Origin of the sequence: Flavobacterium sp. SM2513 (assembly GCF_050908145.1) — a bacterium.
In the GTDB taxonomy this organism is placed as follows: Bacteria; Bacteroidota; Bacteroidia; order Flavobacteriales; family Flavobacteriaceae; genus Flavobacterium.
In genome coordinates this window covers 3905005-3926327 of the sequence record NZ_CP194228.1, presented here as the reverse complement: position 1 = coordinate 3926327, position 21323 = coordinate 3905005, and the positions used below count along the sequence as shown (strand labels likewise).

General features: G+C 33.8%; 21 protein-coding genes and 1 tRNA gene. 7 read left to right on the top strand and 15 right to left on the bottom strand.

The features are described 5' to 3' along the window. The first annotated feature begins 199 nt into the window (after window positions 1-199). Complete coding sequence (locus tag ACQ5J2_RS16915; protein ID WP_432671645.1) at window positions 200-607, top strand: acyl-CoA thioesterase; 408 nt, start codon at window positions 200-202, stop codon at window positions 605-607. A gap of 15 nt (window positions 608-622) precedes the next feature. Here ACQ5J2_RS16915 and ACQ5J2_RS16910 read toward each other — a convergent pair whose 3' ends face one another. The 3 genes from ACQ5J2_RS16910 to ribD are packed head-to-tail and all read right to left on the bottom strand — an operon-like array spanning window position 623 to window position 2879. After that, complete coding sequence (locus ACQ5J2_RS16910) at window positions 623-1234, bottom strand: IMPACT family protein (RefSeq protein WP_432671644.1); 612 nt, start codon at window positions 1232-1234, stop codon at window positions 623-625. A gap of 6 nt (window positions 1235-1240) precedes the next feature. Next, window positions 1241-1843 carry an HAD-IA family hydrolase gene (locus ACQ5J2_RS16905; RefSeq protein ID WP_432671643.1) on the bottom strand — a complete coding sequence of 201 codons (603 nt, stop codon included), beginning with the start codon at window positions 1841-1843 and terminating at the stop codon, window positions 1241-1243. Beyond that, window positions 1836-2879: a bifunctional diaminohydroxyphosphoribosylaminopyrimidine deaminase/5-amino-6-(5-phosphoribosylamino)uracil reductase RibD gene (gene ribD, locus ACQ5J2_RS16900; protein WP_432671642.1), complete on the bottom strand. Its 1044-nt coding sequence runs from the start codon at window positions 2877-2879 to the stop codon at window positions 1836-1838. Before ribD ends, ACQ5J2_RS16905 begins: the two co-directional genes overlap by 8 nt. A 27-nt stretch (window positions 2880-2906) precedes the next feature. Here ribD and ACQ5J2_RS16895 point away from each other — a divergent pair, with 27 nt between their 5' ends. The 3 genes from ACQ5J2_RS16895 (at window position 2907) to hisS (ending at window position 5903) form a co-directional block, all read left to right on the top strand. Then, complete coding sequence (locus tag ACQ5J2_RS16895; RefSeq protein WP_432671641.1) at window positions 2907-3392, top strand: GNAT family N-acetyltransferase; 486 nt, start codon at window positions 2907-2909, stop codon at window positions 3390-3392. 2 nt (window positions 3393-3394) lie between these two features. After that, the gene (gene prmC, locus ACQ5J2_RS16890; RefSeq protein ID WP_432671640.1) at window positions 3395-4306 is read left to right on the top strand and encodes a peptide chain release factor N(5)-glutamine methyltransferase; all 912 of its coding nucleotides are present in this window, start codon (window positions 3395-3397) and stop codon (window positions 4304-4306) included. Between the two features lie 226 nt (window positions 4307-4532). Next, a complete protein-coding gene (gene hisS / locus ACQ5J2_RS16885; RefSeq protein ID WP_432671639.1) occupies window positions 4533-5903 on the top strand; it encodes a histidine--tRNA ligase in 1371 nt (456 codons plus the stop codon). 55 nt (window positions 5904-5958) lie between these two features. On the opposite strand, the gene ACQ5J2_RS16880 is transcribed toward hisS, so the two are convergent. From ACQ5J2_RS16880 to ACQ5J2_RS16855, 6 genes are all read right to left on the bottom strand, one after another. After that, window positions 5959-7209, bottom strand: a complete 1251-nt coding sequence (locus tag ACQ5J2_RS16880) for a hypothetical protein (RefSeq protein WP_432671638.1) — start codon at window positions 7207-7209, stop codon at window positions 5959-5961. A 99-nt stretch (window positions 7210-7308) separates the two neighbouring features. Continuing rightward, window positions 7309-8043 carry an iron-sulfur cluster repair di-iron protein gene (gene ric / locus ACQ5J2_RS16875; protein ID WP_432671637.1) on the bottom strand — a complete coding sequence of 245 codons (735 nt, stop codon included), beginning with the start codon at window positions 8041-8043 and terminating at the stop codon, window positions 7309-7311. 193 nt (window positions 8044-8236) lie between these two features. Continuing rightward, window positions 8237-8740, bottom strand: a complete 504-nt coding sequence (gene azu / locus ACQ5J2_RS16870) for an azurin (RefSeq protein WP_432671636.1) — start codon at window positions 8738-8740, stop codon at window positions 8237-8239. 414 nt (window positions 8741-9154) lie between these two features. Further along, window positions 9155-10393, bottom strand: coding sequence for a pyridoxal phosphate-dependent decarboxylase family protein (locus tag ACQ5J2_RS16865; RefSeq protein ID WP_432671635.1), 1239 nt, complete (start codon window positions 10391-10393; stop codon window positions 9155-9157). A 105-nt stretch (window positions 10394-10498) separates the two neighbouring features. Next, window positions 10499-10966 carry a copper resistance protein NlpE gene (locus ACQ5J2_RS16860; RefSeq protein WP_432671634.1) on the bottom strand — a complete coding sequence of 156 codons (468 nt, stop codon included), beginning with the start codon at window positions 10964-10966 and terminating at the stop codon, window positions 10499-10501. Window positions 10967-11152: 186 nt separating this feature from the next. Then, a complete protein-coding gene (locus ACQ5J2_RS16855; RefSeq protein WP_432671633.1) occupies window positions 11153-13690 on the bottom strand; it encodes a zinc-dependent metalloprotease in 2538 nt (845 codons plus the stop codon). A 219-nt stretch (window positions 13691-13909) separates the two neighbouring features. Here ACQ5J2_RS16855 and ACQ5J2_RS16850 point away from each other — a divergent pair, with 219 nt between their 5' ends. Beyond that, complete coding sequence (locus ACQ5J2_RS16850; protein ID WP_432671632.1) at window positions 13910-14860, top strand: NAD(P)H-dependent flavin oxidoreductase; 951 nt, start codon at window positions 13910-13912, stop codon at window positions 14858-14860. A gap of 230 nt (window positions 14861-15090) precedes the next feature. Here the strand turns inward: ACQ5J2_RS16850 and ACQ5J2_RS16845 are convergent. Further along, window positions 15091-15164: transfer RNA gene (locus ACQ5J2_RS16845), tRNA-Met, on the bottom strand. A 164-nt stretch (window positions 15165-15328) separates the two neighbouring features. Here ACQ5J2_RS16845 and ACQ5J2_RS16840 point away from each other — a divergent pair. Continuing rightward, complete coding sequence (locus tag ACQ5J2_RS16840) at window positions 15329-15721, top strand: START-like domain-containing protein (RefSeq protein WP_432671631.1); 393 nt, start codon at window positions 15329-15331, stop codon at window positions 15719-15721. 50 nt (window positions 15722-15771) lie between these two features. Beyond that, the gene (locus tag ACQ5J2_RS16835; RefSeq protein ID WP_432671630.1) at window positions 15772-16608 is read left to right on the top strand and encodes an aminotransferase class IV; all 837 of its coding nucleotides are present in this window, start codon (window positions 15772-15774) and stop codon (window positions 16606-16608) included. On the opposite strand, the gene ACQ5J2_RS16830 is transcribed toward ACQ5J2_RS16835, so the two are convergent. The 5 genes from ACQ5J2_RS16830 to ACQ5J2_RS16810 all read right to left on the bottom strand — a co-directional run bounded on the left by ACQ5J2_RS16830 (window position 16600) and on the right by ACQ5J2_RS16810 (window position 21203). Continuing rightward, the gene (locus tag ACQ5J2_RS16830) at window positions 16600-17160 is read right to left on the bottom strand and encodes a YqgE/AlgH family protein (protein ID WP_432671629.1); all 561 of its coding nucleotides are present in this window, start codon (window positions 17158-17160) and stop codon (window positions 16600-16602) included. The genes ACQ5J2_RS16835 and ACQ5J2_RS16830 overlap by 9 nt on opposite strands. A 120-nt stretch (window positions 17161-17280) precedes the next feature. Further along, on the bottom strand, window positions 17281-17553 hold the full coding sequence (locus ACQ5J2_RS16825; RefSeq protein ID WP_432671628.1) for an HU family DNA-binding protein: 273 nt from the start codon (window positions 17551-17553) through the stop codon (window positions 17281-17283). A gap of 176 nt (window positions 17554-17729) precedes the next feature. Next, window positions 17730-18677, bottom strand: coding sequence for a methionyl-tRNA formyltransferase (fmt, locus tag ACQ5J2_RS16820; protein ID WP_432671627.1), 948 nt, complete (start codon window positions 18675-18677; stop codon window positions 17730-17732). Further along, a complete protein-coding gene (locus tag ACQ5J2_RS16815) occupies window positions 18677-20572 on the bottom strand; it encodes a RecQ family ATP-dependent DNA helicase (protein ID WP_432671626.1) in 1896 nt (631 codons plus the stop codon). Before ACQ5J2_RS16815 ends, fmt begins: the two co-directional genes overlap by 1 nt. Window positions 20573-20651: 79 nt before the next feature. After that, window positions 20652-21203 (bottom strand): AAA family ATPase, encoded by a 552-nt coding sequence (locus ACQ5J2_RS16810; RefSeq protein ID WP_432671625.1) that lies wholly within the window; start codon window positions 21201-21203, stop codon window positions 20652-20654. Window positions 21204-21323: the final 120 nt, after the last annotated feature.

Below are 21323 nucleotides of genomic sequence, written 5' to 3'. Positions count from 1 at the left end.
AATTAGACTTTAAAATGTGTTATTTATTAGTGGTTGATTTTTATAAAAAAGAAAGGCTCTTTTCCATATCTTTCGGGACAACAAATATGTGAACAATTTTCTTTAAAAAAAAATTAATAGCGATTGATTTTATAGAAAAAATGTTGTAAGTCAATTAAATTTGATTTAGAATTATCATTTTAAATTATATTAAAATATTATGAAAACACATGAGTTTAAAGTAAGAGTTCGTTATTCAGAAACGGACCAAATGGGGGTTGTTTATCACGGGAATTATGCTCAATATTTCGAGATGGGTCGTGTGGAATGGCTAAGAAACATGGGGGTTTCCTATAAATGGATGGAAGAAAATGGAGTGATGCTTCCGGTCGTTTCGTTAACCATGAATTACAAAAAACCTGCACGTTATGATGATTTGATTACAGTGAAAACTATTTTCAAAAGCCAGACATCGGTCAAGATCGAATTTGACTACGAGATTTACAATGAGCAAAAGGAGTTATTAACAATCGCTCATTCTGTTTTGGTTTTTGTGGACATGAAAACGGGTCGTCCAATGCTTCCGCCCAAGTATGTTACTGATAAAATTTCGGAGTTGAAAGACTAAATTAGATTAAACAACTTATTCCTTAATTTTTACTTCAACAGGATATAAAGCACTAAAAATGTCGAATATATGTTCGGCATTTTTTTTTCGCGTTTTAATCTCGATTTCGCACGTCAATTCTAATATTTGAGCTACAATTTCTAGATTTTTTTCTTTAATCACTCGCATGACTTTGTTCATGTTTACATATTCAAAGGAAACTAGGAAATGCACATCAATAGTTTTTTCGATGATTTTACTTTGTTCAAGACTCATTTGAGCTACCGTTTTGTAAGCCGTAATTAATCCACCAACACCTAATTTTGTTCCACCAAAATAACGAACAACTACAATTAAGACGTTTGTAACATCAAATGATTGGATTTGTCCGTAAATAGGCATTCCTGCCGAATTATTGGGTTCGCCGTCATCATTAGCTCGATACGCAACATGACCGACTCCTATTTGATAAGCATAACAAAAATGACCAGCTCCACTATTTTGCTTTCGTAACTCCTCAATTAAGTCCTTAACTTCGTCTTCGTGCTCAATCGGAAAAGCATAGCCTAAAAACTTACTGCTTTTTTCTTTGAGTAAAACCGGTTCGGATGCAGATGCAATTGTTTTGTACGTGTCGTTTACTTCCAAAATAGTTTAGCGTTTTATTTTGTTAAATAATTCTACGACGTCTTCCTGACCCACTTGCAAATTCCAAACTTGAATTCCCAGTTGTTCAGCAGCATCGGTATTTTCTTTTTTATCATCCACAAATAAAGTTTCTGAAGCGGATAGATTATTTTCAGTTAAAACTTGAGTATAAATTTCAGGTTGTGGTTTTCGTAATCCCATTTCAAAAGAGAAATAGACTTTTTCAAAACAGCTGTAAAATCGTTTATAAAATTCAGTTCCAACCATTTCTTTAAAATAAGCGATGTGAATGGTATCGGTGTTGCTCAACAAAAACAAACGGTAATTGGAAGAAATTGATTCTAAAAACGCCAACCGTTTTAAAGGAAAATCAGCTAAGATTTTACACCAACTTGATTTTACTTCTTCTAGATTTTTATTCGAAGTGTGTTTTTGAATTCCAGACAGAAAGTACTCTTCTGAACATTGGCCTTTTTCAAAACTTTCGTTCAGTTCCGATAATTCCGTATTCCATTCTTCAATTCCTACAGAACGTAAGGCATCGTGTAAGCCTTTTTTGTCTAAATTGATGAAAATGTCGCCAAAATCGAAGATGATGTTTTTAACCATGATTTCTAAAAATTAAAAGTAGGTCATCTAGAATATTTTCCTTTTTAATCAATTTTCCAGAAAAATCTGGTGCTTTTGTTCCTTCTTTAAAAGAAATTTTCCCTTTGAAAATTCGTGCTTCATCCCAGAGATTCGAATCGATAAACGTTTGTAAAGTTCGAGCGCCACCTTCAATAATTATGGATTGAATATTATTTTGAAATAAAATATTGCAAATTTCTTGTGCCAAATTCCCATCGAAATTCAAAATTTCAGAATGACAATTCTCGTTTTTAAAAGCTCGTTTACTTTCCGAAAATACAATTGTTTTTTCTTCCGAATTAAAAACTGAAGATTCTTCAGGCAATCTATTTTGTCGGTCTAAAATGATTTTTATAGGTGAATTTCCTTTCCAGTCTCTCACATTCAAACTGGGATTATCGTCTAAAACCGTTTGAGTGCCCACTAAAATCGCTTGTTCTTCGCTTCGCCATTTGTGAACCAATTGTCGCGAATATTGATTGGTAATCCAAACGGGCTTTTGTTCGTCTTTATATTTAGGTGCGATAAAACCATCAATAGTTTCAGCCCATTTTAAAATGATATAGGGTCTTCTTTTTTGTTGAAATCTAAAAAAACGCTTGTTGAGTTCGTTACATTCGTCTTCCAAAGTTCCTATGGTAACATGAATTCCAGCAACGAGTAATTTCTGAATGCCTTTTCCCGCTACTTTTTCATTCGGGTCAACGGTGCCAATAACGACATTCGGAATTTTATTGGCGATAATCAAATCCGAACACGGAGGTGTTTTTCCAAAATGACTGCAAGGTTCTAAGCTCACATAAATGGTTGATTTCGATAATAAACTTTTGTCTTGAACGGAATTTATAGCATTGACTTCGGCATGTGGTTCGCCAGCTTTTTGATGCCAACCTTCTCCGATAATTTGGTTTTCAAAGACAATTACACTTCCAACTAGCGGATTTGGATAGGTCGTTCCCAAGCCATTTTTGGCAAGTTGAATGCAGCGTTTTAGGTATTTTTCATGTATCTTCACATCGCAAAAATACTATTTTGTTTTGTAATGACACCAATTTCCATCCGACCCATTGAACTTCAAGATAATCCATTTATGGAAGCGCTTATTAAAAGTGTTTTCGACGAATTGGACCTGCCTAAAACAGGAACTGCTTATGAAGATGTTTCTTTAAAAACTATGTTTGAAAATTACAATCGAGAAAATACAGTTTATTTTATTCTTGAAAAAGAAGGAAAAATTATTGGTGGGGCAGGAATTGCAGCTTTAGAAGATGATTCAAATTCAGTTTGTGAATTGCAAAAAATGTATTTTCTTCCTGAAGCTCGAAGCCTAGGTTTTGGAAAACAATTGATGCAACTTTGTTTAGAAAAAGCAAAAAATTTCGGTTTTGAAAGTTGTTATTTGGAAACACTGCCCGAAATGAAAGATGCTCAAAAACTATATATAAAGTCGGGTTTTGAATATTTAGATAAACCTTTGGGATTGACGGGACATACTTCTTGTCCAATTTGGATGTTGAAAAAATTATAAAAATGAACGCAAAAAACTATAGAACAAAATTTATTGAAGTCCTCGAACCGATTCACGGAATCGATGAAGCGGAAAGTTTTTTCTATTTGATTTTAGAAGACAAACACCAAATGAAACGTATTGATTTGGCACTTGAACCAAACTTTGAATTTTCTGAAGAAGCGATTAACGTTTGGGAGGAATTGGTATTTCAGCTCAAAAAAGAAATTCCAATTCAATATTTATTAGAAAATACCGAGTTTTTTGGATTGCCTTTTATAGTCAATGAAAGTGTACTGATTCCACGACCGGAAACGGAAGAATTGGTGGATTGGATTATTAAGGAGGAAAGAAAGGGTGAAAGATTGAAGGATGGAAAGATTGAAGGGCAAAAGAACGAAAAGATAGAGGAAAAAAAAGATTTAAAGATTCTTGATATTGGAACAGGAAGTGGTTGTATTGCAATTTCATTGGCAAAAAATATTCCTCATGCTCAAGTTTTTGCGATAGACGTTTCTCCTGAAGCTTTGAAAGTTGCAAAAAGTAATGCGGAACAAAATAATGTTTCTGTGACTTTTTTAGAAAAAGACATTTTGCAAACAGAAGGTTTTTTACAGCAATTTGACATCATTGTTTCCAATCCTCCGTATGTTCGGAATTTAGAAAAACAGGAAATAAAAAATAATGTTTTGGAGTACGAACCGCATTTGGCTTTGTTTGTAGAAGATTTGGATGCGTTAATTTTCTATCGAAAAATTACTCATTTGGCAACTAAAAATTTGAATGATGGCGGACAATTATTTTTTGAAATCAATCAATATTTAGGCAAAGAAATGATTCAGCTTTTAAGTGAATTTGGATTTTCTGATATTGAATTGAAGCAAGATATTTACGGAAACGACCGAATGACTCGTGCGGTTTGGAAAAAAAAGTAGTAAACCAGATTTTCGCATAGCAGTGTTAAAACATATCTCGCAAAGGCGCGAAGACGCAAAGAGAAACGTTTAGCTTTGCGACTTCGCGTCTTTGCGAGATTATTAAATTTAACGCAAATTTCAGACTAAAAAAACGTTTAAAATTAAGATATTTGCACAAAATTGTCATTTATGGAATCCATACGAGGAACTCATAACTCATAATTCATAACTCATAATAAAAAAAATGGCATCAAAACCAAGCATACCCAAAGGAACTAGAGATTTTTCGCCTGCAGAAGTAGCTAAACGACAATACATTATGCAAATTATCAAAAGTAATTTTGAGAAATTTGGCTTTCAACCGATAGAAACACCTTCGTTTGAAAACTCCGATACTTTGATGGGGAAATATGGCGAAGAAGGCGACCGTTTAATATTTAAAATTTTGAATTCTGGGGATTATTTGGCGAAAGCCGATACCGAATTGTTAGCGAATAAAGATAGTTTAAAATTAATTTCTACTATCTCTGAAAAAGCCTTGCGCTACGACTTAACCGTTCCGTTTGCGAGATACGTTGTACAACACCAAAACGAAATTGAATTTCCTTTCAAAAGATACCAAATCCAACCGGTTTGGCGAGCGGATCGACCACAAAAAGGCCGTTTTAGAGAGTTTTTTCAATGTGATGCTGATGTTGTGGGGTCAACTTCACTTTGGCAAGAGGTAGAATTGGTACAACTTTATGATAGCGTTTTTTCTGAATTAGGTTTGAAGGGAGTAACCATCAAAATCAATAATCGCAAAATATTATCTGGAATTGCCGAAGTAATCGGAGCTTCAGATAAATTGATTGATTTTACGGTAGCTTTGGATAAGTTGGATAAAATTGGTGAAGACGGAGTGAAAAAAGAAATGTTAGAGAAAGGCATTTCGGCAGAAGCTATTCAAAAAGTACAGCCGTTGTTTTCTTTTTCGGGAACTATTTCTGAGAAAATTTCACAACTAAGAAATTTACTTTCTAATTCAGTTGAAGGTTCAAAAGGAGTTGCCGAGTTGCAATTTATCTGCGAAAACGTGACTGAATTGGGATTGCAGAATGCTATATTAGATTTGGATGTAACTTTAGCAAGAGGCCTGAATTATTATACAGGTGCAATTTTTGAAGTTGCTCCACCTAAAGAAGTTTCGATGGGTTCCATTGGAGGTGGCGGACGGTATGACGATTTAACCGGAATTTTCGGATTAAAAAACATGAGTGGTGTTGGAATTTCTTTTGGTTTAGACCGTATTTATCTAGTTGTTGAAGAATTGGACTTATTTCCAGAAACGGTAAAAGTGACCACAAAAGCATTGTTTATCAATTACGGAAATGAAGAGGCGAAATATGCGATGAAAGCGATTCACGAATTGCGAAAAGCAGGAATTAAAGTGGAAATGTATCCAGATGCGGCAAAAGTGGGGAAACAATTTGGGCATGCCGATAAACGAAACATTCCCTTTGCAGTTATCGCAGGAAGCGATGAAATAAAGGAAGGTAAATATGCGTTGAAAAACTTGATTTCAGGCGAACAAACGCTTTTTACTTTAAATGAATTGAAAAAGGATTTGATGTAAAACTCAGAATTTATAACAGTTGAAAAGTCTAATTACGTTTGTGGTTAGGCTTTTTTTATATTTCAGAATTACTACTTAAAGCGTCGCTATAAACGTCTGTTTTTTCATTAAGAATTAAACTTCCAGCAAAAAACATCAAGCCAATACCAATGAATATAGTTACAACGAGAATATTTATAAAATAACTTTGTTGGAAACCTTTGCCAATAAAAATTCGAAATCCTTCATTGAATAATAATGTTTCCATGACTGTAAAACCGAGTAGAAATATAATTATACCGAGATTTCCCAATTTGTTTTTATTTCCATAAAATTTAGTCTGTGTTATAAAAGCAAACAGGAAACTATTGACAATTCCAATCATTGCGAGGTGTATAAAACCAACTGTGAAGTTTCTTATTTCATGGGAAGCTATGGCTAATTCAGCAATTACAGTGCTTGATTGAATGCTTATTTTTAACAATAAACAAAAAAAAGCAAACCCGAAAAGCAGTTTTGTGATTGGTTTTTCTGCTGAAAAAATAGTTTTAAAATGTGGCTTTAAAAGTTGGAAGAAATAAAACATTCCAATCAATTGAAAGAATAAACCCACCGAGTTGATTATTCTAAAAAGAAATCCATTAAAAAACCAACTTAAGGGAAGCGCGAAAGTGAGTACAATTCCGATTATTGAACTGTAAAAGAAACGATCAAATATTTTTTGCGAAAGCGAAACTCCCAATCGTTGTATTTTATGAATAAACAATGCAACAACAGCTAAAATAAACCATCCATTAAACTGAAAATGTAGGAAAAACTGAATCGCTGTATTGTAAAACGGAGAATCTTTCGCACCCGTTGAAGCAATTGGTCCTAAAAACCAAACTCCAATAGTGGAAATGACCATAAAAATTAAGGCGGTTTTTAATACTTTGGTTTCAATCCGAGAAGTAGATTTGTGGTCTTTGAAAATTTGATATACAAAATAATAACTGCAAAGAATGTGTAACGTGGAAAATATAATCGAGAATACTGCGTATCCTGTAAATGGAAAAGTAACCGCCATTCCCAAAACTGAGATTTGAGTCAACCAAAATAAGCGGTTGTATTTGGGGTTATTTTGAACTTCTGTAGGCAAGAAATTCGCAACAATAAAGGTATAAACGGCCAGGTAGCACCAACCTAGCATTACCGTGTGTGAATGGGCATGTAAAAGAAAAGTATAGTTAAAATCCGTTGGAAATACATAAGCGGATCGTAAACCAATTGCCATCAAAATTGCAATGCAGAAGTTGATTAAGCATGTTATAATCCAAGATTTTTTCATCGAAATTACTATTATAAAGCAGGAGTTTTTCCGTTCAAATTTAGAAAAAAAAATTGCTTGCCAAAGACTTTTAGTTTCTTAGGCAAGCTTAAGATTTATTTATTGAGCCACCGCTTCAAATGTTTTTTCAAGTGCAATTGCTCTTGGAAACATGATGTTATTTTCGATATGAATATGCGTATGCAAATCTTTTTCGAATTCTTCTAACATAGCAAAAGTTACTTTATACGTATTACATGCATCTGCCGGAGGAGTGTAATTATCAGTTAAGGCTGCGATTTGTCTGAAACGGTCGCCTTCTACTTCGTGTTCGTGTTTCATCATTTCCACAGGATTTTCTACAGTTCCAAAATGCGGAGTTGCAATATCACGGTTTTCTGCTTTCGCTTCAGCCATTTTGCGAATGAAGGGGAATAAAATTAATTCTTCTTTTTTCATATGAGCTGCTAAGTCTTGTGCAGAACCTGTAAATAATTCGGTAATTTCGAATAATTCAGGATGTGTAGCTCCGTGAACTTTGCATAATTTGTTTAAAAACTGAATTAGCGTAGGCGATTTTTCTACCACATAACGGTGGTGTTTTTTTTCTACATAATCAGCCAATAGATCGAGTGGCCATGATTTGTAATCGATGGATTCTCCACCTTTATTGTTCATTACATCGTTTAGTTCTTGGAACAAAAAGGAGGGATTGAGATTATTTTTTTCGCAAACTTCGGCGATGCTTCGTTGACCTTTGCAGCAAAAGTCGATTCCATGTTTAGAGAAAATGGCTGCTGTTCTGAAATCGCTGGCAACGACTTCTCCAATTGTTGTGTTATGATGGGTTTCCATGAGTATTGAGTTGTTATGTGAATTATTTTTTATAATTACCTAATTACTATTAATTTGTAATTTTATTAGTGAAATTTTTTAGACAAAATTAGCCTGCTACGGAAAAAAAAATACATTTTTTAAGATGTGATTTTTTTCCGTAAATATTTAAAGTATTAAAAATTGCAGGCTAAAAAATTGTGTTAGAAAACGCTTATTCTACGATTAGCTTTCCTTTCATTAAAGCTAAATGTCCAGGGAATGAACAGATGTAGTCGTACGTTCCTGGTTCAGAAATCGTAAATGTAACAGTGTCGCTTTCGCCACCACCCAGTAATTTTGTGTGTGCTACAATAGCACCTTCCTCTGATGCTGGAATGTAATCGTTGTCTTTTGCTTCAGCAGCTTTTGCACCAAATGCGTTAATGTCGGTACCCATTTTCAAGATAACCAAGTTATGACCCATTACGGTTTTTTCCATTTTTCCAGTATGGTGCAGAGTCAACGTGATTTCTCCAGTTTTCGCACGGAGTTCATTTGTTGAATACTGCATCGCATCATTACTATCAATTGTAAGCTCGTTAGCAACTGCTTCTTCGGCAGGATAAAGTTCCTCAGTAGTTGTCGTATCTTCTGTCTTTTCGGTTTTTCCACCACAAGATTGTAATGCGAATGTTGCCGCTAATGCTAAAAATGTAACTTTAAAAATTCTTTTCATAATAATAAATGTTTGTAATTAGGGTTAAAATTATTTTTTACTTTAAATATTCTCGTTGTAGTTGAAAATTCCTGACCATTTTCTAATCTACGTATTTTGGTTGTTTAGCAACTTCTTTATAAATAAAATAATCAACTGTTTTTTTTCTTGTTCTCAACTAATTTTAACACTGTAAAGATATAAAGGATAATATTGTCCGTTTTATGATTGTAATCATAAGAAGCTTTTTTTATTATGCGTTATATGTTTTTTTAGAACTAACTTTTAAAGTTACCAATTATTACTGATATAAAAAACACATCAGCTTTTTGCTTGGCATATCTAGTAATTGTAAGGATTTAACTGTAAAAAAACGTCTAATCACAATGACAGAATTATTTACTTTAAAAACATTTGTGCAAAATCAATAACTTTCTAAGCGTTTATTTTAGGTTGAAGTTCGTCTAGAAGTAGGGTTAGATGTTCAATTTCTACGTGTTCCATCATAATCACTTTATACCATTGATTGGTATCGTCGTGTTTTTGAGGAACTAAATCAAAACGTTCTGCTAAATATTCAGGAATATATTTTGCCTTAATAGTAACGATATTCATAAATGGATTTCTATAATATTCAATTCCAAGTACATTCAATTCCTTGCAAAACCAACTGGTTCTCATTTGCAAAATGCTAATTTTTTCAAACCAACCGTTTCCGCCGTAAGTAAATAAAATCATCCAAACTGCGACTGCATTTGCACCAGAACGACTACCGCAAAGTGTCAAATCCATACCTTCTACATACTCGGCTTCTTTGGTAATTACGTTTTCAATTAAGCCCTTTCGGCAAAGAAAAATTCCTGTTCCATAGGGTGCTTGAAGCATTTTATGAGCATCAATTGTAATTGAACTTACATGTGGGTTTTCAAAATTTAAAACGCTATCGGGATTACTGAACGGATAGAAAAAACCACCGTAAGCTCCGTCGATATGTAGTTTAAATTCAAGATTATTTTGTTCTAAAACTTCGGTTATCAAATTGACGTCATCCACTGCACCAAACATGGTAGTTCCCATATTGGCAACCACAATAAAGTATTTTTTGCCCTTTTTCTTAGCTTCTAGAAGTTGGTTTTGAAACACCTCCTTTGAAATGGTCCTGTCGTCAAAATTAACGGGAATTTTTAGCCAGTCAATCATCAGTAAATTAGCAGCTTTCGCAATAGAATAGTGTGTATCTTCTGATGCAACCAAAACGATTTCATCTAGTTTAGCGTCGAAATTTTTGATAAAGTGGTTTCTAAAAATCCAAAAAGCTTGAATATTTGCCTCAGTTCCACCAGGAGAAATATAGCCGTCAAAACTGTCTGGAATTGCTTTAAAAATATCAACCGCAATGACGTTTAGAACTTCGCGTTCGATATTTTGCGTTCCAGCGAAAGCTTTTTCAGACGTACCAAAAGTATGGCAACCGATGTTATTGGGGTTTGCAACATAGGCTTGTAAAGTTGGAGCATCTTTTAAAAAAGGAGCATCATCATAAAAAACTTTCCCATCTAATTTTGAGGCAGGATAGCCTAGAGACGTGTCTTTCGAAAAATTGACATTATTTTTTAGCGCTTTTTCAATTCGTCTTGAGCGTTCTTGTTGCGTTAATTTTTTCCAATACTGCATGAGTGTAAAATTTTTTACAAAATAAAGCATTGTACAATAACTTAAATATGATAATTGTTAGCTTTCATTGTTTAACACTAAATTGCTGTGAATTGTTATTATTGTTTAATTTAGCTTTTTGAGTAGTGTGTAATTTGCTATTGCAGATTCGGGCATTGGTTCTCTATTTTGATTCAGGAGTGTAACCATATTCTCACCAACCTTATAATTTATCGTCAATCCTTTATTGCTTAAAGCAACGATGGAACCTGACTCATCCCATTGGTAGTTCCCTTCCGAAGTATTTTTCGATTCAGTATCATCCATCAACTTTGTGGTATGTAAAATATAGGTATTGTTATTATTCAAAATCAGTTCAGTATAAATTCCATCACAGTCTACACAGGGTAATGTACCTTCATAAGTCCCCTCCCAGTCTAATGAATTGATACTTGTGTGTCCGTCCATCTCACTTTTTTCGTTGACAAGTTCTTTTTCTTCGTGAAAGGTTTCTTCGGTTTTACTTTCATTTTTGCAGGAAAGAAGTAGTAGAGAAAAAATTGCAATTGTAATAATAAGTTGCTTCTTCATCATTGTAAAATTAGAATTAATGATAAAAGTATCAAAAATATCAATAGTTGTTGTTACGCCAATTTAGTTTATATGTTATAACTTATTCGAGGCTGGTCATCCTAGAATATGTACAACTCTCAATTTTTCAAAATAAATAAAAACCATTTCAAATAATTGAAATGGTTTTTATTTAAGGATTTTAATAGATTATTTGGGGTCTAAAGCCATATCTATTTTTGCAACTAAATCTAATAAATGAAATTTACTCAATCGGTCTACATTTGCTGCAGCACCAGATTTTAAGCTGTTTTTTAATTGAGTTAACTGTCCTCTAGCGATAGAAGGAATATCTGTTTCGCTGTATTTTACGGATTTTCTATTCAAGCCTGAAGCCGTCTTTTTATCTGTATTGTCTAGTGCGTCAATCAAATTGTTTACATAGAGTTTCTGTAGGTTTCTTCTGTAAATATCGATTGAGGCCTTTGAATTCAATTCAGAAAATATACTTATTCTTAAATCGCTCATTAATTCATCAACTGAATAATTCTTTTTGTCTAGTGAAGATGTCTCCAGTAATCTTACCAAACGGTCTCCATCTAGCAAACTATTTAAAATGCCACCTTGTAGCGACTTCATCGCTTCCACACCATTATCAGGATTGATTTTATTTAAAATATTTTGATCTAACAACCAAGTTGGCGTTTGAAACAACTGTTTGTTTAAAAAAGCAACAGCTCCATTTTGGGTACTGGAAGGAACTGCCTCATATTCATTTCCATCCATTTCCGTTGTTTTCGGATTGTAGTAGATTCCACCCACGTTTTTTGTAACATGTCCCATGTATCTTCTAAACTGACCTGTAAGCGAATTGTATAAACCTTCCAGTTCAGAATAATCTTCACCATCTTCTTTACTCCAAGAATTTAGATTAGGAAGAATTCTTTTTAAATTCTTAATTCCATATTCAGACGCTTTCATGGCGTTATCTCCTAAATCTTCCGTTTGATACCTTGGATCGTAAGCGCTTCTTTCAGTTCCAAACCATAGACGTCTGTCTTTATAAGCTTCCTTAGTCATTTCATTCAACAAGGCTTTCTCTTCTTTTGAATCTTTTGCATCAGGAAAATAAGAGTAACCCCATTTGATAGCCCATTTGTCATAATCTCCAATTCTAGGGAAGAAATCAGTAACTCCATCTTCTGGTTGTGCGACGTAATTAAATCGTGCATAATCCATTATAGAAGAAGTGTGTCCGTTTTTCTTTTGAAACTCAGGATTTCTCAACATTTCAACAGGTGTGGCATTACTGGCTCCCATGTTGTGACGCAAACCAAGCGTATGACCTACTTCATGCGAAGAAACAAATCGAATTAATTCGCCCATTAATTTGTCGTCAAATTGCTTAAACCTCGCATTTGGTTCTGCAGCAGCTGTTTGTATCAAATACCAGTCTCTCAATAAACTCATGATATTGTGGTACCATCCGATGTGACTTTCCATAATTTCACCCGTTCTTGGATCATGAACATTTGGACCATACGCATTTTGAATATCAGCTGCGAAATATCGCAATACCGAAAAACGAGCATCTTCTAGACTCATTGTTGGGTCGTTCTCTGGCCAATATTCACCTCGGATAGCATTTTTCCATCCTGCAAATTCAAATGCAACTTGCCAATCATCTATTCCTGCTTTTATAAACGGTTTCCATTTTTCTGGAGTTGCTGGATCAATATAATATACAATTGGTTTCATTGGTTCAATTAATTCACCATTTTTTTGTTTTTGAGCATCTTCGTCGTTTTTTGGTTCTAATCTCCATCGAACAGCGAAAACTTCTTTATCTGATTTTAAAGACTCTTCTTCAAAAATATCATATCCATTGGCAAAATAACCTACACGTTTGTCAAACGTTCTTTTTCGCATTGGCTTTGCAGGCAAAAGTAAGAGTGACGTATTCAGTTCCATTGTTACTAATCCTGCATCAAGTCCAGCTGGAAAATCCCTGCCTATTTGCGGTGTTGGCGTCCTGGATATTTTTCTTGGTTCTGTCGAGAAAGTTTTAACGGTTCTAATTTCTGTATTTATTGGAAAACTTTTTATGCTTTGAATGAAGGATTTATCTTTTTGAAAAGACTGTATTTTAAGTAACTGTTTATTTACCGGACTCAAAGAGAAGGTTTGCAAATCAGACTCAAAACTGGAGTTCATATCGATAACATAACCATTATTTTTTTTGCCACTTGCATCTTTATTGTATGCTAAAATTTCATAATTTCCAATTATAGGGTCAGCACTAGAATTCAAAACTGCTTGATTTATTGGCTTGTCTACATCAGGCGTCATAATAATGTAAGTAACAGAACGTAAAAGGATATTGTCATCTGGTCCTTTTTCGAATCGAACTACTTGTCGGTTAATTTCTTCTCCACCAAAAATTCCACCACCGGCTGGTGTTTTTGAATAACGTGTTGTAGTCATAATTTCTTTTCCAATTAAGGAGTCAGAAATTTCGAAAAGATATTTGTCTTTTATTTTGTGAACATCAATTAACCCTCTTTGAGTTACAGCTGAGGAATCAATGACTTTTTTATAGGGTTTCGGACCTTTCTTTTCTTCTGGTTTTTTAGCAGCAGTTTCGGTCTTATTCTTTGAGTTTTTCTTTTGGTCCTTTTTTTGTGCCAAACTCGAACAGCCACAAAGCATAATGGCACAAGTGCAAATTAGAGTGATTTTTTTTAACATAAGTTGGATTTGCTAGTTAGGGTATAATTTTCAAATTTATTTTAAATAATATAAACTTGCTACTTTTAACTTTAATACTTTGAATTATTTAACAATTGTTTGCCTCGTATAAATGTTTTTTTAAAAATCAATATTCAAACGGCTTTGTTCTTTTTAATATGCATGCATAGTAATTTTGGTTTTTTATAGTATATTTGAAGTTCATGAATTTTATTTAAAATGGAAAAACCAACCCTCACTTCCTTGTTAAACATTACGTACCCTATAATTATGGCACCGATGTTTTTAGTTTCTAATACAAAAATGGTCATTGAAGGTATGAAAGCAGGAGTAGCAGGATGTATTCCCGCTTTAAATTACCGAACATTAGAGGAATTAAGAATTTCAATTCAAGAATTAAAAGCGGCAGAAGTGGATGGAGGTTCATTTGGGTACAACCTTATTGTGAACAAATCAAATTTGAAATACAAAGACCAATTGCAGGTTATTTGTGAAGAAGGTGTCGATTTTATTATTACGTCGTTAGGTAGTCCGGAAGAAACAATCAATAAAGCGCACAAAGTAGGAATTAAAGTTTTTTGTGACGTAACGGATTTGGCTTTCGCAAAAAAGGTAGAAAGTTTAGGAGGTGATGCATTAATTGCCGTAAACAATCAAGCGGGTGGACATAGAGGAAATATAAAACCTGAAGAATTAATCAAGCTGTTAAATGAAAATACATCACTACCCGTCATTTCAGCTGGTGGGGTGGCTAGTAGAACAGATATAAACACAATGATGGGTTATGGAGCCATTGGGGTTTCTGTTGGAAGTCCGTTTATTGCTTCAGATGAAGCGGGAGTTTCGCAGGAATACAAACAAGCTTGTGTTGATTATGGAGCAAAAGACATTGTAATGACGCAAAGAATTTCGGGAACTCCTTGTACGGTAATTAATACTCCGTATGTTCAGAAAATTGGTACAAAAGAAACGTGGATAGAAAATCTTTTAAATAGAAATAAGAGCTTGAAAAAATGGGTTAAAATGCTCCGTTTTTACATTGGAATGAAAGCGACCGAAAAAGCAGCGACACAAGCTACTTATAAAACTGTTTGGGTTGCAGGACCGAGCATTGAGAATACAAAAGCTGTTTTGCCAGTCGCTAAAATTATTGAAAATTTAGTAAAATGATGTTTTCTTTATGTCATATCAATGCTGTAATGTTTTTAAAATAGAAACTGTTACATTTAATAAACGTTTTGCAGACGGATGAAAATCAGCTTGACGGCAATTAATTCAACTATTTATTAATACGACAATTTGAATCCAAAATCAGATACCTTTTTTAAATGCAGTACAATAATTACAAAAAAAAACGGATTAGTGTAGACTAATCCGTGATTTCCAAAACTTTAAGTTTGTAGCGAGGACGGGAGTTGAACCCGTGACCTCAGGGTTATGAATCCTGCGCTCTAACCGACTGAGCTACCTCGCCAAAATATTCGGTTATTGCATCCTTGAATGCGGGTGCAAATATAAAACTTAATTGCAATGTGGCAAATTAAATATGATAAAATATTTTATTTTTATAAATGCTTTTTTATTGTGTTTATATTGTATATATTTCCAAAAAATTGTTTAAGCCTTACTTTTGAACCTATGGAATCTAAAATAAAATACGAACTCGAATTTCCAATTAATTCTTCGCCTGCACTCTTATATCAATATATTTCTACGCCGTCGGGTTTGTCAGAATGGTTTGCAGATAATGTCAATTCTCGTGGCGAATTTTTCACCTTTATTTGGAACGATTCAGAAGAGAAAGCACGTATGACTTCTAAAAAAAGTGGCGAGAAAATAAAATTTCGTTGGATGGACGAAGATGATAATGACACTGATTATTTTTTAGAATTGCGTATCCTTGAAGATGAGATTACAAAGGACGTCTCATTGATGGTTATTGATTACGCTTTGCAAGAAGAAGTAGAAGAGGCTTCTTTGCTTTGGGAAAATCAAATATCCGATTTAAAACATGTAATTGGTTCGGTATAAATTATTATTAAAGGTATATTTGCCCTGAGTTTTAATTCAGGGTTTTTTTTATGGTAAATTTTAATGGAACTTTAGTTCAAAACACGGTGAATTCATTAGCTGAAAATCGTGGTTTTTTGTTGGGTGACGCTGTTTTCGAAACGTGTAAGATTGTTAATAATCGCATACTTTTCCTAGAAGATCATTATTTTCGATTGATGTCTTCTATGCGAATTTTAAGAATGGAAATTCCGATGAATTTTACGATGGAATTTCTAGAAGAGAAGATGCTGGAACTGGTTCAAGCAAATGAAGTTGAGAATTCCGCTAGAGTTCGAATGACGGTATTTCGCAATAGCGGTGGGTTTTACTTGCCAGAAACCAATGAAATTGGTTATTTAATTCAGTCTTCGGAGTTAAAATCTAAAGAGTATGTGTTGGATACTAGTCGCTATGAAGTTGATTTGTTCAAAGATTTTTACATCACAAAGCAGTTGTTGTCTACAATAAAATCAACCAATAAGGCAGTTCAAATTACTGGAAGTATTTTTGCCAATGAAAATGATTTACAGAATTGTTTGTTATTGAATGATTCAAAAAACGTTATCGAAGCATTGAATGGCAATTTATTTATGTTGAAAGACGGCAAATTAACGACACCACCAATAAGCGAAGGTTGCTTAAACGGAGTCATGCGTAAACAAGTTCTTGGAATTGCAAAAACGATGGAAGTTGAGGTAGTGGAGGAGCTCATTTCACCATTCGATTTACAAAAAGCAGATGAATTGTTTGTGACAAATGTAATTCAAGGAGTTCAGCCTATCACTAAATATCGAAAAAAGGATTTTGTGAATGAATTTTCAACACAACTTATCGCAAATCTAAATCACAAGTTTGATTTAATTTAAAGTTGGATTTTCTGGTGCATTACACCAAATTAAATATTCGCCACCAAGTTCCAGAATTTTTTCTTTCCAAAAATGAGCGGTAGATTTTCCGATAATTTTATTTTCGTAGATATTTTGTGAGATAATCCATGAATTGGTGTGCATTTCGCCCTCTAACTGGTTCGGTTCCCATCCGGTATATCCTAGAAAAAAACGGATATTATCTTTAGTTATTTTTCCTTGATTAATCAATTCTATAGTAGTTTCAAAATCGCCACCCCAATAGATTCCATTTGAAATTTCAATACTGTTCGAAATAAGGCTCGGAACGTTGTGAATAAAATATAAATTGTCTTGCTCGACAGGTCCGCCATTGTAGATGATAAACGTAGCTTCTATTTCGGGTACCAAATCATGAATCGTATATTTCAATGGTTTATTTATGATAAATCCAACGGAGCCACTTTCTGAATGGTCTGCTAGTAAAATTACAGATCTATTGAATGAAATGTCGCCGAAAGTTGAAGGTTCAGCTATAAGTAAATGACCTTTTTTAAGTTTATCTGTTATCATTTATCTGAAATTTTAATAAATTTAAGCATAAAATTGTTTAAATTCCAAATATTAACGGAGTTTTTTGCATAAAAAAAAGCCTTCCAAATGAAAGACTTTAATTTATATAAAGGTAAATGATTAGTTTACACTACCTTCTAATTCTGAACCTGCTTTAAATTTTACTACATTTTTAGCAGCAATTTTTATAGTTTTACCTGTTTGTGGATTTCTTCCATCTCTAGCAGCTCTGTTAGAAACTGACCAAGATCCAAAACCTACTAGAGAAACTCTTCCACCACCTTTTAAAGTGTTGCCTACGTTCCCTAAAAATGATTCTAATGCTAATTTTGCTGCAGCTTTAGTAATTCCTGCATCGGCTGCCATAGCATCGATTAATTCTGATTTGTTCATAATAATAGTTATTAATTGTTGGTTAAATATTTATGTTGCATAACAAATTTAGTAGGAAATCCTTACTACACAACATATTTCAAGTTTTTTTCTTTCAATTGTTAATAACTTTGGCAAATTGTTGATAAACTTAATTGTTTTTTTCAATATTTAGACAAATTCAGCGTACATAATACTTAACAAGCGGTCGCGTCATTCGAAAAAGTAGTTCCATTAAGAATATCTTTGGCACTCATTTTCTTCTTTCCGGGCATTTGAAGTTCTAATAACTCTATAAAACCATCTTCAACAGCGACTTTTAATGAATTTTTATCCGAAATAATACTACCGACTAACAAATCGTGAGGTTCTACCACCCATTTTGCAGCATATACTTTTACGTTTAATTCCTTTCCATTGTCGTTTAAGAGAAACCAAGCACTAGGATAGGGTGATAATCCTCTAATTAAATTATAAATGGATTCGCCACTTTTCTCCCAATTGATTTTGCAGTTCTCTTTATTCAGTTTATGTGCCGTTTTTAAATCGTTCGACTCATTTTGAATTTTCGTTTTCACATTTTGATTTGCAATCAAATGCAAAGTTTCATTTACAGTTTCACTTCCTAGAAGCATTAATCTATCGTGCAAACTTCCTGCATTTTCATCCGATGAAATTTCAATTTCTTTACTTAAAATCATCGCACCCGTGTCAATCTTGTCGTCAATAAAAAAAGTAGTTACGCCCGTTTTTTTGTCTCCATTAATTACTGCCCAATTTATTGGGGCTGCACCTCTGTAATCGGGAAGGAGTGACGCGTGTAAATTAAAAGTACCAAACTCGGGCATTTCCCAAACGACTTTCGGTAACATTCTAAAAGCAACAACTACTTGTAAATTAGCGTTCAGATTTTTTAATTCTGCAAGAAAATTCTCGTCTTTTAAGTTCGTTGGTTGCAATAAATTCAAGTTATTTGCCATTGCATATTCCTTCACGGCTGAATATTTTATTTTCTGACCACGACCGGCAGGTTTGTCAGCTGCTGTAATTACACCCACAACTTCGTATTCGTTTTTTAGCATACTATCCAAAATTCCTACCGCAAAGTCAGGAGTTCCCATAAATACAATTCTTAATTTTTCCATTATTTTCTTAATCGATATTGGTTGTTGGATAGAATTTCTATCACTTTATATTCTAGTAACTCTTGTAATGCAAAGATAACTTGATCGGAGGGTTGACCCGTAATTTTTTCCAAACTTCTTGAATCTAGGGAAGTGTCTTCTAATGCTGAAATAATTTGCTTAGATACAGCAATTGCAGGTGTAGCCTTGCTTTTTAGTGTGATACAGTACGAACAAATCCCACAATTTTCTTTTTTTTGTTCGCCAAAATAATTTAATATAAGTCGGGACTTGCATTCATTTTTGGTTGAAACATATTTCAAAACAGATTCTAGTTGTTTGGTTTTTAAATCGTTTTGAATCAACAAAAACTTCGAAACCCTATTAATTGTTCGTTCGTCTTCCCGAACTTCGTTAAAAATTATAGTGCTGTCGTTGCCATTTGCACGATACGATATAATTTCTTTTTTTTGTAATTGTTCCAAAATTTGCAAAACGGCTTCCTGAGTTGAATTTGCTTTTTTCGAAATCAAAACCAGATTCAAGTGGGCTGGAATTTCATAAATACCAGGGTAATTCCTGAGAATTGTTACTATAGTTTCTTCCTGTTGGGGATTCAAACTCATATATCGAATCACTTCTTTGGATGAAATTAGAAATTGAACGATGATTTTTTGTGAAAATTCGTGCGAAAGTGTTACAATTCCTTGACGGTCTAAAAATTGAATTGCATTGAATGTTTTTAACGTTGGAAATTGATATTGAGCACAAAACTCGTTGACGTTAAAGGTGAAACTTTCGTCAATTCCTTCCCCATAACCTATTTGAAAGTACGAGTTTAGTTTTTTGTAGACTTTCGTTAAAAATTCCTTATCGGGTAAAACGGCGAGAAATTGCGATTCGGCTTGTATATAATCAGATGCACTGTTGAGTAAAACTGCAAAAGCTTTCTGACCGTTTCTCCCACAACGACCTGCTTCTTGATAATAACTTTCCATCGAATCGGGCAGCTGAATGTGAATAACGGTTTTTACATTTCCTTTGTCAATTCCCATTCCAAAAGCATTTGTTGCTACAATCACCTGTACCTTTTCTGAAGTCCAAAGCGTCATGTTCTTGTTTTTTTCATTACTTGATAATCCACCATGATAATACGTTGCGGAAATTCCTGACTGTTGTAATTGTCTGGAAATTTCAATACAGGATTTTCTGTTGCGAACGTATACTATAGAAGGTTCTGGATTTTTTCTTAAAATTTGTACCATCCGAAACAACTTATCTTCGACTTCAAAAACCATATAAGCAATATTATCACGGTCAAATGATTTTTCGAAAACTACGGCATTTTCTATTTTTAGAATTTCGAGAATGTCCTTTTTTACTCTTGGAGTTGCCGAAGCTGTAAGTGCTAAAATCGGCACTTTTGGAAAATGAGTTTTAAGATTGGCAATTTTAAGATAAGCCGGACGAAAATCATTTCCCCATTGCGAAATGCAATGTGCTTCGTCAACGGCAATCAAATGTATTGGTAGATTTTTTAAGCGTTCTAAAATCCAATCGGACTGCAGTCTTTCAGGAGAAAGGTAAAGTAATTTGTAATTTCCATAGAGGCAATTGTCAAGCAAATTACTGACTTCATCAGAAGAAATCCCGCCTGTTAAGCCGATTGCTTTGATCTCTTTTTTTTGTAAATTTTCAACTTGGTCCTTGATTAACGAAACCAATGGCGAAATAACTAGCGTAATTCCATCTTGCAAAAGCGCGGGAATTTGATAGCAAATCGACTTTCCTCCTCCCGTTGGTAACTGCGCAAAAGTGTCTTTTTGAGATACGACGCTATCAATAATTTCAGCTTGTAAACCTCTAAAATTATCGTGATTCCAGTATTTTTTAAGTAATTGAAGTGCTTCGTTCATCGCTGTTTCGTTACGAAAATTGAATTAACGAAAGTACTGATTTTCGGACAAAGTATTTGTGCTTTCAGAACTTTGTTGCCTAATTAGAAACCGACTGATTTACATTATCTAAAATAAAAGAAATCCGTTCGGGTAAAGAGCCTTTTGGAACTTCTATTAAATCATAATCGTACTTTTGATAGGTTTCCATCAAGTGATTGTAAATTAATTTGGCTTGTTCATAGTTCTCATACCGTTCATCATCACCAACATAAATTTCTTCCCAAGGCGGTAAGATAAAAATTTTGCTATATTTATTTTCTATGCAGCAAGCTTCAAAATGTGCCGGATAGCTGTCGCCAATGTAATGCATATAAGCCAAAACGTCGGGAATCCCACGGTCTAAGAAAACAATATTTTCAGTTTCCTCACAGGCATTCTGAAATTGCTTTTTTCGACCTTCCAAAAGTAATTCACTAAAAAGCAAAGGGTTTTCTAAAAATAATTGTTCAATACCTTGTTTTTTAGCTTCCATTGTTACTTCGCGTGAAACTTCGGGATAGCAACAATAGCCTTGGGCCAATAAGCCTTCGATAATTGTCGTTTTTCCTGTTCCAGGACCGCCAATAATTACAATTATTTCTTTCTGCATTTTTTTTTGAAATAAGGGGCAAATTTACTCAAACAAATTCAGATAACGAAGTTATTTTAAAATCGTTTAGATGTTTTTTAGTTAAATACATCTAAATCGACAATATTACTGTTCAGAAAA

Excerpts from the sequence above, each read along its gene's own strand:
- prmC (WP_432671640.1), top strand. The coding sequence starts at position 3,395 with ATGAACGCAAAAAACTATAGAACAAAATTTATTGAAGTCCTCGAACCG.
- ACQ5J2_RS16905 (WP_432671643.1), bottom strand. The coding sequence starts at position 1,843 with ATGGTTAAAAACATCATCTTCGATTTTGGCGACATTTTCATCAATTTA.
- ACQ5J2_RS16865 (WP_432671635.1), bottom strand. The coding sequence starts at position 10,393 with ATGCAGTATTGGAAAAAATTAACGCAACAAGAACGCTCAAGACGAATT.
- ACQ5J2_RS16830 (WP_432671629.1), bottom strand. The coding sequence starts at position 17,160 with ATGATAACAGATAAACTTAAAAAAGGTCATTTACTTATAGCTGAACCT.
- ACQ5J2_RS16895 (WP_432671641.1), top strand. The coding sequence starts at position 2,907 with ATGACACCAATTTCCATCCGACCCATTGAACTTCAAGATAATCCATTT.
- ACQ5J2_RS16810 (WP_432671625.1), bottom strand. The coding sequence starts at position 21,203 with ATGCAGAAAGAAATAATTGTAATTATTGGCGGTCCTGGAACAGGAAAA.
- ACQ5J2_RS16840 (WP_432671631.1), top strand. The coding sequence starts at position 15,329 with ATGGAATCTAAAATAAAATACGAACTCGAATTTCCAATTAATTCTTCG.
- ric (WP_432671637.1), bottom strand. The coding sequence starts at position 8,043 with ATGGAAACCCATCATAACACAACAATTGGAGAAGTCGTTGCCAGCGAT.
- ACQ5J2_RS16860 (WP_432671634.1), bottom strand. The coding sequence starts at position 10,966 with ATGATGAAGAAGCAACTTATTATTACAATTGCAATTTTTTCTCTACTA.
- ACQ5J2_RS16855 (WP_432671633.1), bottom strand. The coding sequence starts at position 13,690 with ATGTTAAAAAAAATCACTCTAATTTGCACTTGTGCCATTATGCTTTGT.
- ACQ5J2_RS16825 (WP_432671628.1), bottom strand. The coding sequence starts at position 17,553 with ATGAACAAATCAGAATTAATCGATGCTATGGCAGCCGATGCAGGAATT.
- ACQ5J2_RS16880 (WP_432671638.1), bottom strand. The coding sequence starts at position 7,209 with ATGAAAAAATCTTGGATTATAACATGCTTAATCAACTTCTGCATTGCA.
- fmt (WP_432671627.1), bottom strand. The coding sequence starts at position 18,677 with ATGGAAAAATTAAGAATTGTATTTATGGGAACTCCTGACTTTGCGGTA.
- ACQ5J2_RS16815 (WP_432671626.1), bottom strand. The coding sequence starts at position 20,572 with ATGAACGAAGCACTTCAATTACTTAAAAAATACTGGAATCACGATAAT.
- azu (WP_432671636.1), bottom strand. The coding sequence starts at position 8,740 with ATGAAAAGAATTTTTAAAGTTACATTTTTAGCATTAGCGGCAACATTC.
- ACQ5J2_RS16850 (WP_432671632.1), top strand. The coding sequence starts at position 13,910 with ATGGAAAAACCAACCCTCACTTCCTTGTTAAACATTACGTACCCTATA.
- hisS (WP_432671639.1), top strand. The coding sequence starts at position 4,533 with ATGGCATCAAAACCAAGCATACCCAAAGGAACTAGAGATTTTTCGCCT.
- ACQ5J2_RS16835 (WP_432671630.1), top strand. The coding sequence starts at position 15,772 with ATGGTAAATTTTAATGGAACTTTAGTTCAAAACACGGTGAATTCATTA.
- ACQ5J2_RS16915 (WP_432671645.1), top strand. The coding sequence starts at position 200 with ATGAAAACACATGAGTTTAAAGTAAGAGTTCGTTATTCAGAAACGGAC.